Consider the following 16,699-nt stretch of genomic DNA (forward strand, 5'->3'; position numbering starts at 1 on the left):
CCGCTATAGCGAGCCGCCGGCCGACATCACTTCGGCCCGAGGATCTTCACCAGTTTGTCTGGCGAAGGCGCGCCTTGCTGTTGTTGCAGTTCGCCTTTGTCGTCGAGGTAGAAAATCGCCGGGGTCGCGGTCAGTTCCAGTTCGTCCATCAACTGCTGGTTGGCGTCCATTTTCGCCTGGATGGCCGGCGGGATCTCCTTGAGGGGCTTGAGGGCGCTGCCCTTGCCGGCCTTCTCGTGGGTCTCCAGGGCTTTCTCAGGGTCCTTGGCCGCCAGCAATGCCGCGGCTTTGCCAGGGCTGTCCTCACGGATGATCCCCACCATGATGTGGCGCAGTTGCACCTTGCCGGCCTTGACCCAGGGCCGCGCCTGTTCCCAGAACATGTTGCAGTACGGGCAGTTCGGGTCGCTGAACAGGTACACCGTGCGCGGCGCGTCCGGGTTACCGTCGGCGATCCAATGGCTAGCGGCCATCTTCGCCCACATGGCCTTGGCCATCGGCGCATACACCAGCTTTTGCAGCGGTTCCACGCTCAGGTCCTTGCCGTCGGCGTCATACAGGTTGCCCAGCAGCACGTGCTGGCCGTCCGGCGTCAGGTACAGCGCCATGCCTCGGTTCTGGTATTGCGCCGCGTAACCGCGCAAGCCGTCCGGAGCGTCGAAGGTGCCGATGATCTTCGCGCCCTTGGCTTCGATCTTCTTGATCGCCGCGGGCAGCTCTTCGGCCTGCAGCAGCGGCGCTTGCAGCAACGCGGCCGAAAAGCCCAGGGTCAGCAGGTGGCGGAGGCGGGGCATGGCGATTTCCTTGTGACAGGGTGGGGCGGCACGGGCGAACCCGGCGCTTCAAAGTTTTCCAGGGCGCGGGCCAGGCTCGCTTCCGACAGCTCGCCCAGGTGGCTGCCCAGCAGGCGACCGTCGGCGCTGTAGAACAGCGTCGTCGGCAGGGCCATGGAGCCCACGGCCTGGCCGAGGCGACCGCTGCCGTCGAACAGCACGTTGTCCAGGCTCAAGCCCTGGGTGGCGAGGTAGGTGCTCACGCTCTGCATGCTTTCGGCCTGGTTGACGAACAGGAACGTCAGGTCCGGACGCCGCTGCTGGGCTTCTTCCAGCACCGGCATTTCACGCCGGCAGGGCGGGCACCAGGTGGCCCAGAGGTTGATCACCAGGGGGCCGCCCTGATAATCGCCGAGCTTGACGGTCTGCCCGTCGGCGTTGCGCAGGTCGATGTCCGGCAGCCGCGTGCCCTGTTCGTAGATCGTCAGCGACAGGGACGCCACCAGCCAGAACAGCAAGCCACTGCCAACGCCGAAACCCAACGGCCGGCGCAGGGCCGGGCGCCGCCGGGCCCACAGTAATGCGCCGATCAACACCGTGACGACCCCCGGCCCGGCCAGGAAACCGCCGTCGCGCAGGTCGACGATTTGCCAGGCATCGTCCTGGTAATGGTTCCAGTAGGCGACGACAAAGCCGACCCGCGCGGCCAGCAGGCCGAGCAAAAACAGCACGAACAGCACCGACTCGGGGTTCTCGCCACCGCGCTTGGCGACCCGCCAGCCCACGAAGGTCGCCAGCGCCAAGGCGCTGATCAGCAGCAGGTGGTTAAGGGCGATGGCAAAAGTGCCGAGGGTGAGCGTGAGCATCAGCGGGCATCCCGGGTGACGTTCCAGCGTTCCAGGAAGGCCTTGGCATCGACTTCCCCGGTGATCCGCTGGCTGCGGCGTTCCTCACCGTCGGCGCCGATCCACAACAGGCTCGGCGGCCCTGGCACCTGGTAGCGGCCCAGCAACGCGCGGCTGGCGGCGTCGTCAGTGGTGACGTCCAGGCGCAGCAGGCGCACGCCGTTCAAGGCGTCCTGCACGTCGGCGCGGCCGAACACCTGTTTTTCCATGATCTTGCAGGACACGCACCAGTCGGCGTAGTAGTCCAGCAGCACCCATTGGCCCTGGGCCTTGGCCTCGTCCAACTGCCGTTGCAGGGCGGCTGGCTCACTGACCGTGACGAAGGCGTCATGGGCCTTGGCGACCGAGCCGCCCGGCGCGGTGGCGGTGTAGACCTTGAGCGGCTGGAAGAACTCATCGCTGCCGCCCGCCGCACCGACCACCAGGACGCTGCCCCACAGGCCGAACAGCAGCGAGGCGCTGCCGCAGGCATACGCGGCGCGGCCAAAACCTTCGGTCTGGCGCCAGGCACTGTACGCGGCGATCAACAACAGCGCGCCCCACAGCCCGATCCACAGCGAGCCATCGATCACCGGGCGAATCATCAACAGGGCCGTGCCCAGGAACAGGAAGCCGAACAAGCCCTTGAGCAGGTTCATCCAGGCACCGGGCTTGGGCAGGAAGCGATTGCCCACGGTCACCAGCAGCAACAGCGGCAGGCCAATGCCCAGGCCCATGGCAAACAGGATCAGCCCACCGTGCAGCGCATTGCCGCCCTGGGCGATGTACAACAGCGCGCCGGCCAGCGGGGCGGTCATGCACGGCCCCACCAACAGGCCGGACAGTGCGCCGAGGATGCCGGCGCCCACCAGGCTGCCACCGCGGCGCTGGCGCCCGGCGTTCTCCAGGCGGTCGCGCAGGGCGGCCGGCAACTGCAACTCGAAGAAACCGAACATCGGCAGCGCCAGCAGCACGAAGATCGCCGCGAACGTGCCCAGCAGCCACGGTTGCTGCAGCAACGCCTGGAGGTTGGCGCCCAGCAACGCGGCCAATACGCCCATGGCGGCGTACACCAGGGCCATGCTGATCACGTAGCTGCCGGCCAGCGCGAGGCCGCGCCGTGGACCGGCGCCGCTGCCCACCACCAGGCCCGCCAGAATCGGCAGCATCGGCAGGGAGCACGGGGTGAACGCCAGCAACAGTCCCAGGCCGAAGAACACCAGCAGGCTCCAGCCCAGTGCCCGTTGTTGCAGGCCGCTGGCCAGGGCCTGGTCCGGCGCCTGGTTGCCGGCGGCTGCCGGTGCGGCACCGCCCAGATCGACGATTTGCGTCTGGGGTGGGTAGCACAGGCCCGCGTCGGCGCAGCCCTGGAAGCCGACCTTGACCTTGCCGGTGGCACCGGCCGGGATCTTCAGTTCCAAGGCCTGGCGATAGACCTGCTGGTCGCCGAAGAACTCGTCGCTGTGGGCTTCACCCTCCGGCAGCCTGGGTTTCTGCGCCTCGGCCAGGCCGTCGAACTTGAGCCGTTGCTGGTACAGGTAGTAGCCATCGGCGATCTGCCAGAACAGCTGCGTTTCACCGGAATCCAGGCGTTCGGAGGTGAACACGAAGGCCTTTTCCACCGGCAGGAAATCGGGTTTGGTCTCGAAGGGATTGGCGGCCTGGGCCAGGCCCGAAATCAGCAACAGCCACAACAAAAACAATCGACGCATGGATAAAGCCTTAGAACGAAGCAAGTGGAATGCACAATGGCGGTCGGCGATTAACCGTCGATTAACCCGGCGGCAACCGGGTCTCGGCCGCAATGATCGCCCAAATCAGGCGGACTCGTCGCATAATGTCGGCTTAATCGGCCGGCGGCCTAATGTACCTTTTTCCACGGGGCTTACCATGCACGTACTGGTCTGCGAAGACGATGAGTTGATCGCCAGCGGCATCGTCGCCGGCCTTACGGCCCAGGGCCTGACCGTCGAGCATGTCGCCACGGCGTCGGCGGCGCGGGCGATGGTCGGCGTGGCCGAGTTCGACGTCATGGTGCTGGACCTGGGGCTGCCCGACGAGGACGGCTTGAAACTGCTCAAGCAACTGCGCCAGCAGGGCCTGGAGATCCCGGTGTTGATCCTCACCGCGCGGGACTCGGTGACCGACCGGGTCGACGGCTTGCAGGCCGGCGCCGATGACTACCTGCTCAAGCCTTTCGACCTGCGCGAACTCGCGGCGCGCCTGCACACGCTGTTGCGGCGCGTGGCGGGGCGCAGCGTCAACCTGATCGAACACGGCCGGCTGACGTACGACCCCAGCAGCCGGGAAACCTTGCTGGACGGCCAGCCGGTGGACTTGTCCCGGCGCGAGCAGTCGTTGTTGCAGGCCCTGCTGCACAGTCGCGGCCGGGTGCTGTCCACCGAGCAACTCAAGGACAGCGTCTACGGTTTCAACGACGAACTGGAAAGCAACGCCCTCAACGTCCATATCCATCACCTGCGGCGCAAACTGGGCAACGGGATCGTCGAGACCGTGCGCGGGTTGGGTTATCGCCTGGGGCCTGCCGACGGCGGAGAGTCTTCCAAGTGATGAGCCTGCGATTGCGCCTGAGCCTGACCCTCGGCGCGGCCTTCGCCCTGATCTGGGCCCTGGCGGCGGCGTGGATGCTCAGCGACCTGCGCAACCAGATGATGTTTTCCCTCGACCAGCGCCTGGTGGCGTCGGCGCGGATGGTCGCCGGCCTGCTGGAGCAGTTGCCACCGTTGCCCAGCAAGGGCGACGGCACGCACTTCAGCGCCGAGCAGTTGAGCATCCCCGGGGGCATGGCCTGCCAGGTCAGTTCCTTGCGTGGGGAAATCCTGGCGCGCAGCCATGGCACCCCGGAGCAGGCCCTGGAAGCGCAGAAGATGGGTTTCCATGACCAGATGATCGACGGCGCGCCCTGGCGCAGCTTCACCCTGGCCCGAGGTGACGTGCGTATCACCACCGCCGACCGCCAGATCGAGCGCGAGGCCCTGAACATGTCGATCCTCCTGGCGGCCTCGGTGCCGGTGGGCGTGGCGCTGCTCGGCTGCCTGTGCCTGTTGTGGCTGGGCATCGGCCAGGGCCTGGCGCCGCTCAATCGCATGCGCGACGCGCTGATGCGGCGCAACGCCGATTCCCTGGAGCCGCTGCAGATCCATCCGCTGCCCAGCGAACTGCGGCCGCTGCTGGAGACCCAGAATCAGTTGTTCCAGCGCATCGGCAAGACCCTCGAGCGCGAGCGGCGGCTGACTGGCGATGCCGCCCACGAACTGCGCAGCCCGCTGACGGCCATCAAGACCCACCTGCAAGTCGCGCGCATGACCGATGGCGTTGCTCGCGACCAGTCGCTGGCCCGGGCCGAGGAGGGCGCCGACCGCTTGCATCGCACCCTGGAGCAGTTGCTGCTGTTGGCGCGGGTGGAAGGCAGCCTGTCGTTCGACGATGGCGTGCAGTGCAATGCCGAGCAGGTCGCGCGGCTGGCGATCCAGGACGCAGCCAGCCATGATTCCCGGCGGATCAAGCTGCAACTGGCCCCTGGGTTGTCCGAAGCGCCGGTGCAGATGCCGGCGGTGCTCTCCATCGCCGCCGTGCGCAACCTGCTGGATAACGCCTTGCGCCATACCCCCGGCGATACCGAGGTGCAGTTGAACCTGGAAATGGTCGGCCAGCGGGTTCGCTTCCAGGTGCGCGACCATGGGCCGGGCATCGCCGCCGACGACATCCAGCACCTGACCCAACGCTTCTGGCGCAACGGCCAGAGCACGGGCTGCGGGTTGGGCCTGGCGATTGTCCAGGCCATCGTCCAGCGTTGCGGCTGCGGCCTGCATTTCGACAGCCGGACGGACGGGTTGCGAGTCGAGTTGACGGTGCCGGTGCAGTCGTTGCCGGGCTGATCCCGTTATCAGGGACGAGCTTTTTCTCCACGGGCTAAATCCCGGCCTCGCTGGTGCGTTTCCACATCAGGAAACCTGCACATGTGTGTACAGCGAGGTCGAGAGATGCCAGTCGCCAACAGCCTTATCGAAGCACCACCGGCCCGGCTCAACCCGGAGCCGGCCGAGACGCTCTATCAATTCAATGAGTCGCCGCTGCTGGCCCGCCAGAACCGCCAGGAGTCCAATGCCCGCAGTTATCCCCGGCGCCTGCCCCTGGCCCTCAAGCGTGCCCGCGGCTTGCATGTCGAAGACGTCGAGGGGCGTACGTTCATCGATTGCCTGGCCGGCGCCGGCACGCTGGCGCTGGGGCACAACCACCCGGTGGTGATCGAGGCGATCCAGCAGGTGCTGGCGGATGAATTGCCCCTGCACACCCTGGACCTGACCACGCCGGTCAAGGACCGCTTCGTCCAGGACCTGTTCGGCCTGCTGCCGGCGGCGCTGGCGGCCGAGGCGAAGATCCAGTTCTGCGGCCCCACCGGCACTGACGCGGTGGAGGCCGCCCTCAAACTGGTGCGCACCGCCACCGGACGCAGCACCGTGCTGTCGTTCCAGGGCGGTTACCACGGCATGAGCCAGGGCGCGTTGAGCCTGATGGGCAGCCTGGGGCCGAAGCGCCCCCTGGGTGCCTTGCTCAGCAATGGCGTGCAGTTCATGCCGTTTCCCTACGATTACCGTTGCCCGTTCGGGCTGGGCGGTGCGCAAGGCGTAAAGGCCAACCTGCATTACTTGCACAACCTGCTGAACGACCCCGAGGCCGGGGTGCAATTGCCGGCGGCGGTGATCGTCGAAGTGGTGCAAGGCGAGGGCGGGGTCATACCGGCCGACCTCGACTGGCTGCGCGGCTTGCGGCGGATCACCGAGCAGGCCGGCGTGGCGCTGATCGTCGATGAAATCCAGAGCGGCTTCGGTCGGACCGGCAAGATGTTCGCGTTCGAGCATGCCGGGATCATCCCGGACGTGGTGGTGCTGTCCAAGGCCATCGGCGGCAGCCTGCCGCTGGCGGTGGTGGTCTACCGCGACTGGCTCGACACCTGGTTGCCGGGCGCCCACGCCGGGACGTTCCGGGGTAACCAAATGGCGATGGCCGCCGGCTCGGCGGTCATGCGTTATCTGGTGGAGCATGACCTGCCGTCCCACGCGGCCGCCATGGGCGAGCGCCTGAGCGAGCACTTGCGCATTCTGCAGCGCGACTTTGCGCAATTGGGTGATATCCGCGGTCGTGGCTTGATGCTCGGCGTCGAGCTGGTGGACCCCCACGGCACGCCGGACGCCCAGGGCCATCCGCCGGTGGATGGCCGCCTGGCGCCACGGGTGCAGCGCGAGTGCCTCAAGCGCGGGCTGATCCTGGAGCTGGGCGGACGCCAGGGCGGCGTGGTGCGATTCCTGCCACCGCTGATCGTCACCGCGGCCGACATCGACCGGATCGCCGACATTTTCGGGCGCGCCTTGAGCGCGGCCGTCAGCGACGCCTAATTTTCATCCGGCCCCAAACGTTCCTTTCATACCCTGGCTGCGCATGCGCCGCAGTGAACCTCGAGCAAAGATGGAGAGACACCCATGACTTCAGTATTCGACCGCGAGGACATCGTCTTTCAGGTCGTGGTCAACCACGAAGAGCAGTATTCGATCTGGCCGGACTACAAGGCCGTTCCCGAAGGCTGGCGTACCGTCGGCAAGAGCGGCTTCAAGAAGGAATGCCTGGCCTACATCGAAGAAGTCTGGACCGACATGCGCCCGTTGAGCCTGCGCAAGAAAATGGAAGAACAGGCGGCTGTGGTTCATTGAGGTAGAACCTGTGGGAGCTGCTTTCCACAGGAGGAAAGCAGGGGAATACAAATCCTGCAGTCATACCAGAACCCATGTGGGAGCGAGCTTGCTCGCGATAGCGGAGTGTCAGGCAACATTCATGCGGCTGACACACCGCTATCGCGAGCAAGCTCGCTCCCACAGGTTTTGGTTCCAGGCCTCTACATCACTTGAACCGCCGCTCCACCCCTTTCTCCACCAGGATCTTCGCCGATATCTCTTCCACGGAAAAATGCGTGGAATTGATATGCGGAATATTTTCCCGCCGGAACAGATTTTCCACTTCGCGCACCTCGAACTCGCACTGGGCATAGCTCGAATAGCGGCTGTTGGGCTTGCGCTCGTTGCGGATCGCGGTGAGGCGGTCCGGGTCGATGGTCAGGCCGAACAGCTTGTGCTGGTGGGCGCGCAGGGCGCTGGGCAGTTGCAGGCGCTCCATGTCCTCTTCGGTCAGCGGGTAGTTGGCCGCGCGGATGCCGAACTGCATCGCCATGTACAGGCACGTCGGCGTCTTACCACAACGCGACACGCCCACTAGGATCAGGTCGGCCTTGTCGTAATAATGCGTGCGGGCGCCGTCATCGTTGTCCAGCGCGAAGTTGACCGCCTCGATCCGCTCCATGTAGTTGGAGTTGTGCCCGATGGAATGGGACTTGCCGACCGAGTAGGAGGAGTGTTCGCTCAGTTCCTGCTCCAGGGGCGCCAGGAAGGTCGAAAAGATGTCGATCATGAAACCATTGGACGTTGCGAGAATCTCACGGATGTCCTGATTGACGATGGTGTCGAAGATGATCGGGCGGAAACCGTCGGTTTCGGCGGCTTTATTGATTTGCTGTACCATGGCCCGCGCTTTGTCGACGCTGTCGATGTACGGACGTGTCAGCTTGGTGAAGGTAATGTTTTCGAATTGCGCCAACAGGCTTTGACCTAAGGTTTCGGCCGTGATGCCGGTGCCGTCGGAGATAAAGAAAGCAGATCGTTTCATTTGCGCCTTGGGCCCTAGTGAGCTAGTGACGATTCTTGGATATGATAGGCGCGATTTGTCGGCCGCCAGTGGCCCGCATTCTCACTTATTTTCCAGGTCCAGGCCATATCGCCGGCAATCGCTCCCCTGGAGCCGCCGGTGCCTTGAGCTTTTCCAACACAGTTAGTGGAGAGATCACCTTGGTAGAGTACGTAGTTTCCCTCGATAAGCTCGGCGTCCATGATGTGGAGCATGTGGGGGGCAAGAACGCATCCCTGGGCGAGATGATCAGTAACCTCGCCGGTGCCGGCGTATCGGTGCCAGGTGGCTTCGCCACGACCGCTCAGGCTTATCGTGATTTCCTGGAACTGAGCGGCCTGAACAAGCAGATCCACGATGCGCTCGATGCCCTGGACGTCGATGACGTCAATGCCCTGGCCAAGACCGGCGCCCAGATCCGCCAGTGGATCATGGAAGCCGAGTTCCCCGAGCAACTGAACAGCGAGATCCGCACCGCTTTCGCCAAGCTGTCCGAAGGCAATCCCGACATCGCGGTCGCCGTACGTTCCTCGGCCACCGCCGAAGACCTGCCGGACGCGTCCTTTGCCGGCCAGCAGGAAACCTTCCTGAACATCCGTGGCGTGGAAAACGTCATCCGCGCCGCCAAGGAAGTCTTCGCTTCCCTCTTCAACGACCGTGCCATTTCCTACCGCGTGCACCAGGGCTTCGACCACAAGCTGGTCGCCCTGTCCGCGGGTGTGCAGCGCATGGTCCGTTCCGAAACCGGCACCGCCGGCGTGATGTTCACCCTCGACACCGAGTCGGGCTTCCGTGACGTGGTGTTCATCACCGGCGCCTACGGCCTGGGTGAAACCGTCGTACAAGGCGCGGTCAACCCGGACGAGTTCTACGTCCACAAAGGCACGCTGACTGCCGGCCGCCCGGCCATCCTGCGCCGCAACCTGGGCAGCAAGGCCATCAAGATGATCTACGGTGACGAGGCCAAGGCCGGTCGTTCGGTCAAGACCGTCGACGTGGACAAGGCCGAGCGCGCGCGTTTCTGCCTGACCGACGCCGAAGTCAGCGAGCTGGCCAAGCAGGCGATGATCATCGAGAAGCACTACAAGTGCCCGATGGACATCGAATGGGCCAAGGACGGTGACGACGGCAAGCTGTACATCGTGCAGGCCCGGCCGGAAACCGTGAAGAGCCGCACCCAGGCCAACGTCATGGAGCGCTACCTGCTCAAGGAAACCGGCACCGTGCTGGTGGAAGGCCGTGCCATCGGCCAGCGCATCGGCGCCGGCAAGGTGCGGATCATCAATGACGTCTCGGAAATGGACAAGGTCCAGGCCGGCGACGTGCTGGTGTCCGACATGACCGACCCGGACTGGGAACCGGTGATGAAGCGCGCCAGCGCCATCGTCACCAACCGCGGCGGGCGCACCTGCCACGCGGCGATCATCGCCCGTGAGCTGGGGATCCCGGCCGTGGTCGGTTGCGGTAACGCGACCCAACTGCTCAAGGACGGCCAGGGCGTCACCGTCTCCTGCGCCGAGGGCGATACCGGCTACATCTTCGAAGGTGAGCTGGGCTTCGACATCAAGAAGAACTCCGTGGACGCCATGCCGGAGCTGCCGTTCAAGATCATGATGAACGTCGGCAACCCGGACCGCGCCTTCGACTTCGCGCAGTTGCCGAACGCCGGCGTGGGCCTGGCCCGCCTGGAGTTCATCATCAACCGCATGATCGGCGTGCACCCCAAGGCGCTGCTGAACTACGACGGCCTGCCCCCTGAAATCAAGGACAGCGTCGACAAGCGCATCGCCGGCTACGACGATCCGGTCGGTTTCTACGTCGAGAAACTGGTAGAAGGCATCAGCACCCTGGCAGCGGCGTTCTACCCGAAAAAGGTCATCGTGCGCCTGTCGGACTTCAAGTCCAACGAATACGCGAACCTGATCGGCGGCAAGCTCTACGAGCCGGAAGAAGAAAACCCGATGCTGGGCTTCCGCGGCGCTTCGCGCTACATCAGCGAATCGTTCCGTGATTGCTTCGAGCTCGAGTGCCGCGCCCTCAAGCGTGTGCGCAACGAGATGGGCCTGACCAACGTCGAGATCATGGTGCCGTTCGTGCGTACCCTCGGTGAAGCGAGCCAGGTGGTCGACCTGCTGGCCGAGAACGGCCTGGCCCGTGGCGACAACGGCCTGCGCGTGATCATGATGTGCGAACTGCCGTCCAACGCCATCCTGGCGGAAGAATTCCTCGAGTTCTTCGACGGTTTCTCCATCGGCTCCAACGACCTGACCCAGTTGACCCTGGGCCTGGACCGCGACTCGGGGATCATTGCGCACCTGTTCGACGAGCGGAACCCGGCGGTCAAGAAGCTGCTGGCCAATGCCATCGCCGCCTGCAACAAGGCCGGCAAGTACATCGGCATCTGCGGCCAGGGCCCTTCGGACCACCCGGACCTGGCCAAGTGGCTGATGGAACAGGGCATCGAAAGCGTTTCGTTGAACCCCGACTCCGTGCTGGAAACCTGGTTCTTCCTGGCCGAGGGGCAGGGCGCGGTCTGATTGAGTGAAGGGGCCTCACCGGTGATTTAAGCCGGGTAACCTTTGTGGGAGCGAGCTTGCTCGCGATAGCGGAGTGTCAGCCAAGATTATTTTGCTGATCCACCGCCATCGCGAGCAAGCTCGCTCCCACAGTTGTCTTTTTTTGTGCAAGAGCATTATGCAAAGCAGCAGCAACCTTTTTCCTGTCGCCCTGATCAGCGCCGAGCGACGCGGTGATCTGAGCGAAGACGTCTATCGCCTCAAGCCCGGTAACAGCCCGGACTACAGCGTCGAACTGGCCGTCACCCGCCTGGGCATGGCCGACGCCGGCCAGACCCGCGGCGTTCCCGTGATCCTGTTGCACGGCAGCTTCTCCAACCGCCGCTTCTGGTATTCCCCCAAGGGTCTCGGCTTGGGGGCGTACCTGACGCGCCTGGGTTTCGATGTCTGGATTCCGGAGATGCGCGGCCATGGGCTGTCCCAGCGCAACCAGGACTACCGCAACAACCGTGTAGCCGATTACGCCCGCTACGACCTGCCCGCCATCGGTGCTTTCGTGCGCGAGCAAAGTGGGCAAGTGCCGCACTGGATCGGCCACTCCCTGGGCGGCATCACCCTGGCGGCGGCGCTAGGCGGCCATTACCTGGGCGAGCCGGCCGTGGCGTCGGCGGCGTTTTTCGGCACCCAGGTCAGCCGCACCTACTGGCCGCTGAAGATCCCGCCGGTGGAATGGAGCGGGCGTTTCATTCTCAAGCGCTTTGCTCAACTGTCCGGCTCACGGCTCAAGCGTGGTCCGGAGGACGAGCCCATCGGCCTGGCCCTGGAAAGCATGCGCTGGTATGGCCTGTTCGGGCGCTTCGGCGATGCCGAGAAGAACTGGTGGGCCGGTTTGGCCGATGTCCAGGTGCCGGTGCTGGCAGTGAGTGCCGCGGGCGATCACCAGGACCCGACCTGGGCCTGCCGCAAGCTCTTCGAACAGATCGGCTCCGAGCACAAGCAATTTGTCTGCCTGGGCCGGGCACAGGGGTTCAGTGAAGATTTCGGGCATGTCGAGATGCTGGTCAGCAAGGCCGCGCACACGGATGTCTGGCCGTTGGTGGCGCGCTGGCTGGAAAACCCCTGTGCGCCGTTGATGGCAGAACAACCCAGTCTGGCCGAGGCGGTTTGAGGCGAAGGCCCTGACAAGAGCATTTCGCTCTGGTCGGCTTGCGGCTAAGATATGACGCTTGAAGCGGTTTCGGTCACAAACGGTTGCTCATTCAGTCTGACGTTCCAGCCTTACAGGAGTTGTTCGATGAACCATTACCTCACGCCCGACCTGTGCGATGCCTACCCGGACCTGGTTCAGGTGCTGGAGCCGATGTTCAGCAATTTCGGCGGCCGCGATTCCTTCGGCGGCGAAATCGTGACCATCAAGTGCTTCGAAGACAACTCGCTGGTCAAGGAGCAAGTCGAGCAACCGGGCGCCGGCAAGGTGCTGGTGGTGGACGGTGGCGGCTCTCTGCGTCGGGCCTTGCTGGGTGACATGCTGGCGGAAAAAGCCGCGAAGAGTGGCTGGGAAGGGCTGGTGATCTACGGGTGCATCCGCGACGTCGACGTCATCGCCCAGACCGACCTCGGCGTCCAGGCCCTGGCCAGTCATCCGATGAAAACCGACAAGCGCGGCATCGGCGACCTCAACGTAGCGGTGACCTTTGCCGGCGTGACGTTCCGTCCGGGCGAGTATGTGTACGCGGACAACAACGGCGTGATCGTCTCGCCAAGCCCGTTGAAAATGCCTGAATGAAGCGCTACAGCCATAAGGGATGAGGATGTTCGAGGAAGAAAACGCGCAATGGGGGCTGGTGCATGCCCTGGTGTTGGACGGTAAGGGCGGCGCGCGTTCCATTGCCCGGACCGACCTCGACGAATTGCAGTTGCAGGCCCACGAAAGCCTGTGGCTGCACTGGGATCGCAGTCATCCGCAAACCCACACCTGGTTGCGCAAATCCAGCGGCCTGAGCGAATTCAACTGCGACCTGCTGCTGGAAGAGAACACCCGTCCGCGCCTGCTGCCTCTGCCTAACGCCGAGCTGCTGCTGTTCCTGCGGGGGATCAACCTGAACCCGGGGGCCGAGCCGGAAGACATGGTCTCGGTGCGGATCTTCGCCGCTGCCCAGCGGGTGATCTCCCTGCGTTTGCGACCGCTGCGGGCCACCGATGAGCTGTTGGCGCAACTGGCCGAGGGCAAGGGACCGAAGACCGCCTCGGAACTCATCCTTTATATGGCCCAGTACCTCACCAACAAGGTGCAGGACCTGGTCACCTGTCTCTCGGAAATCGTCGATGGCGAGGAAGAAAAACTCGATACCGACGAACGGTACACCCCCGAGCACGACGCCATTTTGCACATCCGTCGAAGGGCGGCCGGGTTGAAGCGATTCCTGGCGCCGCAGCGGGACATTTTCGCCCAGATGACCCGGCTGAAGCTGCCGTGGTTCGTCGAAGACGATGGCGATTACTGGAACGAATTGAACAACAGCCTGACCCGTTACCTCGAGGAGCTGGAATTGACTCGCGAGCGCGTGGGGCTTGTGCTGGAGGCCGAAGACCGGCGCCTGTCGGTGCGCATGAACCGCACCATGTACCGCTTCGGCATCATCACCGGGATTTTCCTGCCGATGAGTTTCCTGACCGGCCTGTTGGGCATCAACGTGGGCGGTATCCCGTTCTCGGCGAGCCCCTACGGTTTCCTGGTCGCGTGCTTGCTGATGGTCTGTGTGGCGCTGGGGCAGTGGTGGCTGTTCCGGCGTCTGCGCTGGGTGTGATGAGGCTTCATGTGACCCGACGAAATCTGATCGCGTCTTCCACAGACATCACGAGAGGTGCGTATGCACGATCCGTTTGAACAGTCTTTGCGCGACATGCTCAAGGCTTCGCCGTCCAGCCGGGACGACGACGCATGCCTGGGACGTGTACTGAAAACCGCCAACCGCCAGGTCGGCGCCAGTGATCTGTTCAGCCTGCTGGGCCGTTGGCTGCCCGCGCTGATGATCGCCTTGAACAACGGGTCGGCCCATGTCGCGCCGGTTTCCCGCCGTAAACCTGTTACTCGCACCGCTGATAAGGCTGATTGAATATGGAACTTGATCTCTGGACCCAGAGCCTCGTCACGGCAATGACCGCGTTGTGGACCAAGGTGGCCAACTTCATCCCGAACCTCTTCGGCGCCCTGGTGGTGCTGTTGCTCGGTTTCGTCGTGGCCAAATTGCTGGACACGCTGCTCTCCAAACTGCTCGCCAAACTGGGCCTCGATCGCCTGATGGGCGGCACCGGCCTGACCAAGTTGCTGTCGCGAGGCGGCATCCAGGTGCCCATTTCGACCCTGGTCGGCAAGATCGTCTATTGGTTCGTATTGCTCATTTTCCTGGTTTCGGCGGCTGAATCCCTTGGACTTGAGCGAGTTTCAGCTACGCTGGACATGCTTGCGCTGTATTTGCCGAAAGTATTCGGCGCCGCGCTGGTGCTGCTGGTGGGTGTCCTGTTGGCCCAACTGGCCAACGGGCTGGTGCGTGGCGCCGCCGAAGGCGTGGGGCTGGACTACGCCGCCGGCGTTGGGCGAATCGCCCAGGGCCTGGTGATCATCATCAGTATTTCGGTTGCGATCAGCCAGTTGGAGGTCAAGACAGACCTGCTCAACCACGTGATCGTGATCGTTTTGATTACCGTTGGTCTGGCCGTTGCGCTGGCCATGGGGTTGGGAAGCCGGGAAATCGCCGGTCAGATTCTCGCGGGAATCTATGTGCGTGAATTGTATGAGGTTGGGCAACAGGTGCGTGTTGGCGAGGTCGAAGGTCAGATCGAAGAGATCGGCACGGTGAAAACCACATTGCTGACCGACGAGGGCGAACTGGTGTCGCTCTCCAATCGGATCCTGCTGGAACAGCATGTGAGTAGCCGCTAACCCGGCAAACCCTGCTAATGTATGCCGCCGCAAAATGCCTGCTATTCCAGGCTGCGGCGCACATTGACCTAGACTGTCGGCCCGACCTGTTTTGAACAAACCCCAATCGCTGTCCACGCGCTACGACCCCCGTGATCTCTCCGATGAAGAGTTGGTTGCCCGCGCGCATACGGAGCTGTTCCACGTAACGCGCGCCTATGAAGAGTTGATGCGCCGCTACCAGAGGACATTATTTAACGTTTGTGCACGGTACCTGGGGAACGATCGCGATGCTGACGATGTCTGTCAGGAGGTGATGTTGAAGGTGCTGTATGGGTTGAAGAACTTCGAGGGGAAATCGAAGTTCAAGACCTGGCTCTACAGCATCACCTACAACGAATGCATCACGCAGTACCGTAAGGAACGGCGAAAGCGTCGCTTGATGGACGCTCTGAGCCTGGACCCTCTTGAAGAAGCGTCCGAGGAAAAGGCGCCCAAACCCGAGGAGAAGGGTGGACTCGATCGCTGGTTGGTCCATGTAAACCCGATTGATCGGGAAATTCTGGTGCTACGATTTGTCGCAGAGCTGGAGTTCCAGGAGATCGCAGACATAATGCACATGGGTTTGAGCGCGACAAAAATGCGTTACAAGCGCGCTCTTGACAAATTGCGTGAGAAATTTGCAGGCATTGCTGAAACTTAGTTCGGCGCAAATATCTCTTACGTGTAGGCAAGTTCTGATAGACTTGCCGCCGAGTTGTCCCCCGGTTTGCGGGACTGCTTCACAATCACCAGATGGGGATTTAACGGATGAAACTGAAAAACACCTTGGGCTTTGCCATTGGTTCTTTGATTGCTGCCACTTCGTTCGGCGCTCTGGCACAAGGCCAAGGCGCAGTTGAAATCGAAGGCTTCGCCAAGAAAGAACAATTCGACAGCGCTCGTAACTTCAAGAACAACGGCAACCTGTTCGGCGGTTCGATCGGTTACTTCCTGACCGACGACGTTGAACTGCGTCTGGCCTACGACGAAGTGCACAACGCACGTACCGACGACGGCACCAACGTCAAGGGCGCCAACACCGCTCTGGACGCCCTGTACCACTTCAACAACCCAGGCGACATGCTGCGTCCTTACGTCTCGGCCGGTTTCTCCGACCAGAGCATCGACCAGAATGGCAGCAACGGTCGTAACCGTTCTACCTTCGCCAACGTTGGTGGCGGCGCCAAGCTGTACTTCACCGAGAACTTCTACGCCCGTGCTGGCGTTGAAGCTCAATACAACATCGACCAAGGCGACACCGAGTGGGCGCCAAGCGTTGGTATCGGTGTGAACTTCGGTGGCGGCTCCAAGCCTGCTGCTGCTCCAGTTCCAGCTCCGGCTGAAGTCTGCTCCGACAGCGACAACGACGGCGTGTGCGACAACGTCGACAAGTGCCCAGACACCCCTGCCAACGTCACTGTTGACGCTGACGGCTGCCCAGCCGTTGCCGAAGTGGTACGCGTTGAGCTGGACGTCAAGTTCGACTTCGACAAGTCGGTCGTCAAGCCTAACAGCTACGGCGACATCAAGAACCTGGCTGACTTCATGAAGCAGTACCCATCCACCACCACCACTGTTGAAGGTCACACTGACTCCGTCGGTCCTGACGCTTACAACCAGAAACTGTCTGAGCGTCGTGCAAACGCCGTCAAGCAAGTTCTGACCAACCAGTACGGTGTTGAATCGTCCCGCGTTCAGTCCGTTGGCTACGGCGAATCCCGCCCAGTTGCTGACAACGCCACTGAAGCTGGTCGCGCTGTTAACCGTCGCGTAGAAGCGCAGGTTGAAGCCCAAGCTAAGTAATTAGCC

Annotated in this window: 16 protein-coding genes; 12 read left to right on the top strand and 4 right to left on the bottom strand. The window is 63.1% G+C overall.

What is annotated here, in order from left to right:
* Positions 1-26 precede the first annotated feature (26 nt).
* The 3 genes from dsbG to dsbD are packed head-to-tail and all read right to left on the bottom strand — an operon-like array spanning position 27 to position 3,369.
* Complete coding sequence (gene dsbG, locus AD664_RS11660; RefSeq protein WP_053146671.1) at positions 27-794, bottom strand: thiol:disulfide interchange protein DsbG; 768 nt, start codon at positions 792-794, stop codon at positions 27-29.
* The gene (locus AD664_RS11665; protein ID WP_053146672.1) at positions 770-1,639 is read right to left on the bottom strand and encodes a TlpA disulfide reductase family protein; all 870 of its coding nucleotides are present in this window, start codon (positions 1,637-1,639) and stop codon (positions 770-772) included. Before AD664_RS11665 ends, dsbG begins: the two co-directional genes overlap by 25 nt.
* Positions 1,639-3,369 carry a protein-disulfide reductase DsbD gene (dsbD, locus tag AD664_RS11670; RefSeq protein WP_053146674.1) on the bottom strand — a complete coding sequence of 577 codons (1,731 nt, stop codon included), beginning with the start codon at positions 3,367-3,369 and terminating at the stop codon, positions 1,639-1,641. The genes AD664_RS11665 and dsbD overlap by 1 nt, the downstream gene beginning before the upstream one ends.
* A gap of 178 nt (positions 3,370-3,547) precedes the next feature.
* Here dsbD and AD664_RS11675 point away from each other — a divergent pair, with 178 nt between their 5' ends.
* The 4 genes from AD664_RS11675 (at position 3,548) to AD664_RS11690 (ending at position 7,386) form a co-directional block, all read left to right on the top strand.
* Positions 3,548-4,228, top strand: coding sequence for a response regulator (locus tag AD664_RS11675; protein WP_042731910.1), 681 nt, complete (start codon positions 3,548-3,550; stop codon positions 4,226-4,228).
* Positions 4,225-5,556: a sensor histidine kinase gene (locus AD664_RS11680; protein ID WP_053146676.1), complete on the top strand. Its 1,332-nt coding sequence runs from the start codon at positions 4,225-4,227 to the stop codon at positions 5,554-5,556. Before AD664_RS11675 ends, AD664_RS11680 begins: the two co-directional genes overlap by 4 nt.
* Before the next feature lie 105 nt (positions 5,557-5,661).
* On the top strand, positions 5,662-7,074 hold the full coding sequence (locus tag AD664_RS11685; RefSeq protein WP_053146678.1) for an aspartate aminotransferase family protein: 1,413 nt from the start codon (positions 5,662-5,664) through the stop codon (positions 7,072-7,074).
* Positions 7,075-7,158: 84 nt separating this feature from the next.
* Entirely contained in the window at positions 7,159-7,386 is a 228-nt protein-coding gene (locus tag AD664_RS11690) for an MbtH family protein (RefSeq protein WP_053146680.1), read from the top strand.
* 187 nt (positions 7,387-7,573) lie between these two features.
* Here the strand turns inward: AD664_RS11690 and AD664_RS11695 are convergent, their stop codons facing one another.
* A complete protein-coding gene (locus tag AD664_RS11695) occupies positions 7,574-8,392 on the bottom strand; it encodes a pyruvate, water dikinase regulatory protein (RefSeq protein WP_042732259.1) in 819 nt (272 codons plus the stop codon).
* A gap of 179 nt (positions 8,393-8,571) precedes the next feature.
* On the opposite strand from AD664_RS11695, the gene ppsA reads away from it, so the two are divergent.
* The 8 genes from ppsA to AD664_RS11735 all read left to right on the top strand — a co-directional run bounded on the left by ppsA (position 8,572) and on the right by AD664_RS11735 (position 16,693).
* The gene (ppsA, locus tag AD664_RS11700) at positions 8,572-10,947 is read left to right on the top strand and encodes a phosphoenolpyruvate synthase (protein ID WP_042732261.1); all 2,376 of its coding nucleotides are present in this window, start codon (positions 8,572-8,574) and stop codon (positions 10,945-10,947) included.
* 157 nt (positions 10,948-11,104) lie between these two features.
* Entirely contained in the window at positions 11,105-12,094 is a 990-nt protein-coding gene (locus AD664_RS11705) for an alpha/beta fold hydrolase (RefSeq protein WP_042732262.1), read from the top strand.
* Positions 12,095-12,220: 126 nt separating this feature from the next.
* Positions 12,221-12,712, top strand: coding sequence for a ribonuclease E activity regulator RraA (gene rraA / locus AD664_RS11710; protein WP_042732263.1), 492 nt, complete (start codon positions 12,221-12,223; stop codon positions 12,710-12,712).
* Positions 12,713-12,737: 25 nt separating this feature from the next.
* Positions 12,738-13,733 (top strand): zinc transporter ZntB, encoded by a 996-nt coding sequence (locus AD664_RS11715; protein ID WP_047737449.1) that lies wholly within the window; start codon positions 12,738-12,740, stop codon positions 13,731-13,733.
* 63 nt (positions 13,734-13,796) lie between these two features.
* Positions 13,797-14,042 carry a hypothetical protein gene (locus AD664_RS11720; RefSeq protein WP_047737446.1) on the top strand — a complete coding sequence of 82 codons (246 nt, stop codon included), beginning with the start codon at positions 13,797-13,799 and terminating at the stop codon, positions 14,040-14,042.
* A gap of 2 nt (positions 14,043-14,044) precedes the next feature.
* The gene (locus tag AD664_RS11725) at positions 14,045-14,869 is read left to right on the top strand and encodes a mechanosensitive ion channel domain-containing protein (protein WP_003183617.1); all 825 of its coding nucleotides are present in this window, start codon (positions 14,045-14,047) and stop codon (positions 14,867-14,869) included.
* A gap of 91 nt (positions 14,870-14,960) precedes the next feature.
* The gene (gene sigX, locus AD664_RS11730) at positions 14,961-15,551 is read left to right on the top strand and encodes an RNA polymerase sigma factor SigX (RefSeq protein WP_042729583.1); all 591 of its coding nucleotides are present in this window, start codon (positions 14,961-14,963) and stop codon (positions 15,549-15,551) included.
* Between the two features lie 107 nt (positions 15,552-15,658).
* Complete coding sequence (locus tag AD664_RS11735) at positions 15,659-16,693, top strand: OmpA family protein (RefSeq protein ID WP_042729584.1); 1,035 nt, start codon at positions 15,659-15,661, stop codon at positions 16,691-16,693.
* Positions 16,694-16,699: the final 6 nt, after the last annotated feature.

It is taken from the genome of Pseudomonas sp. P97.38, from assembly GCF_001269745.1.
GTDB classification, from domain to species: Bacteria; Pseudomonadota; Gammaproteobacteria; order Pseudomonadales; family Pseudomonadaceae; genus Aquipseudomonas; species Aquipseudomonas chlororaphis_E.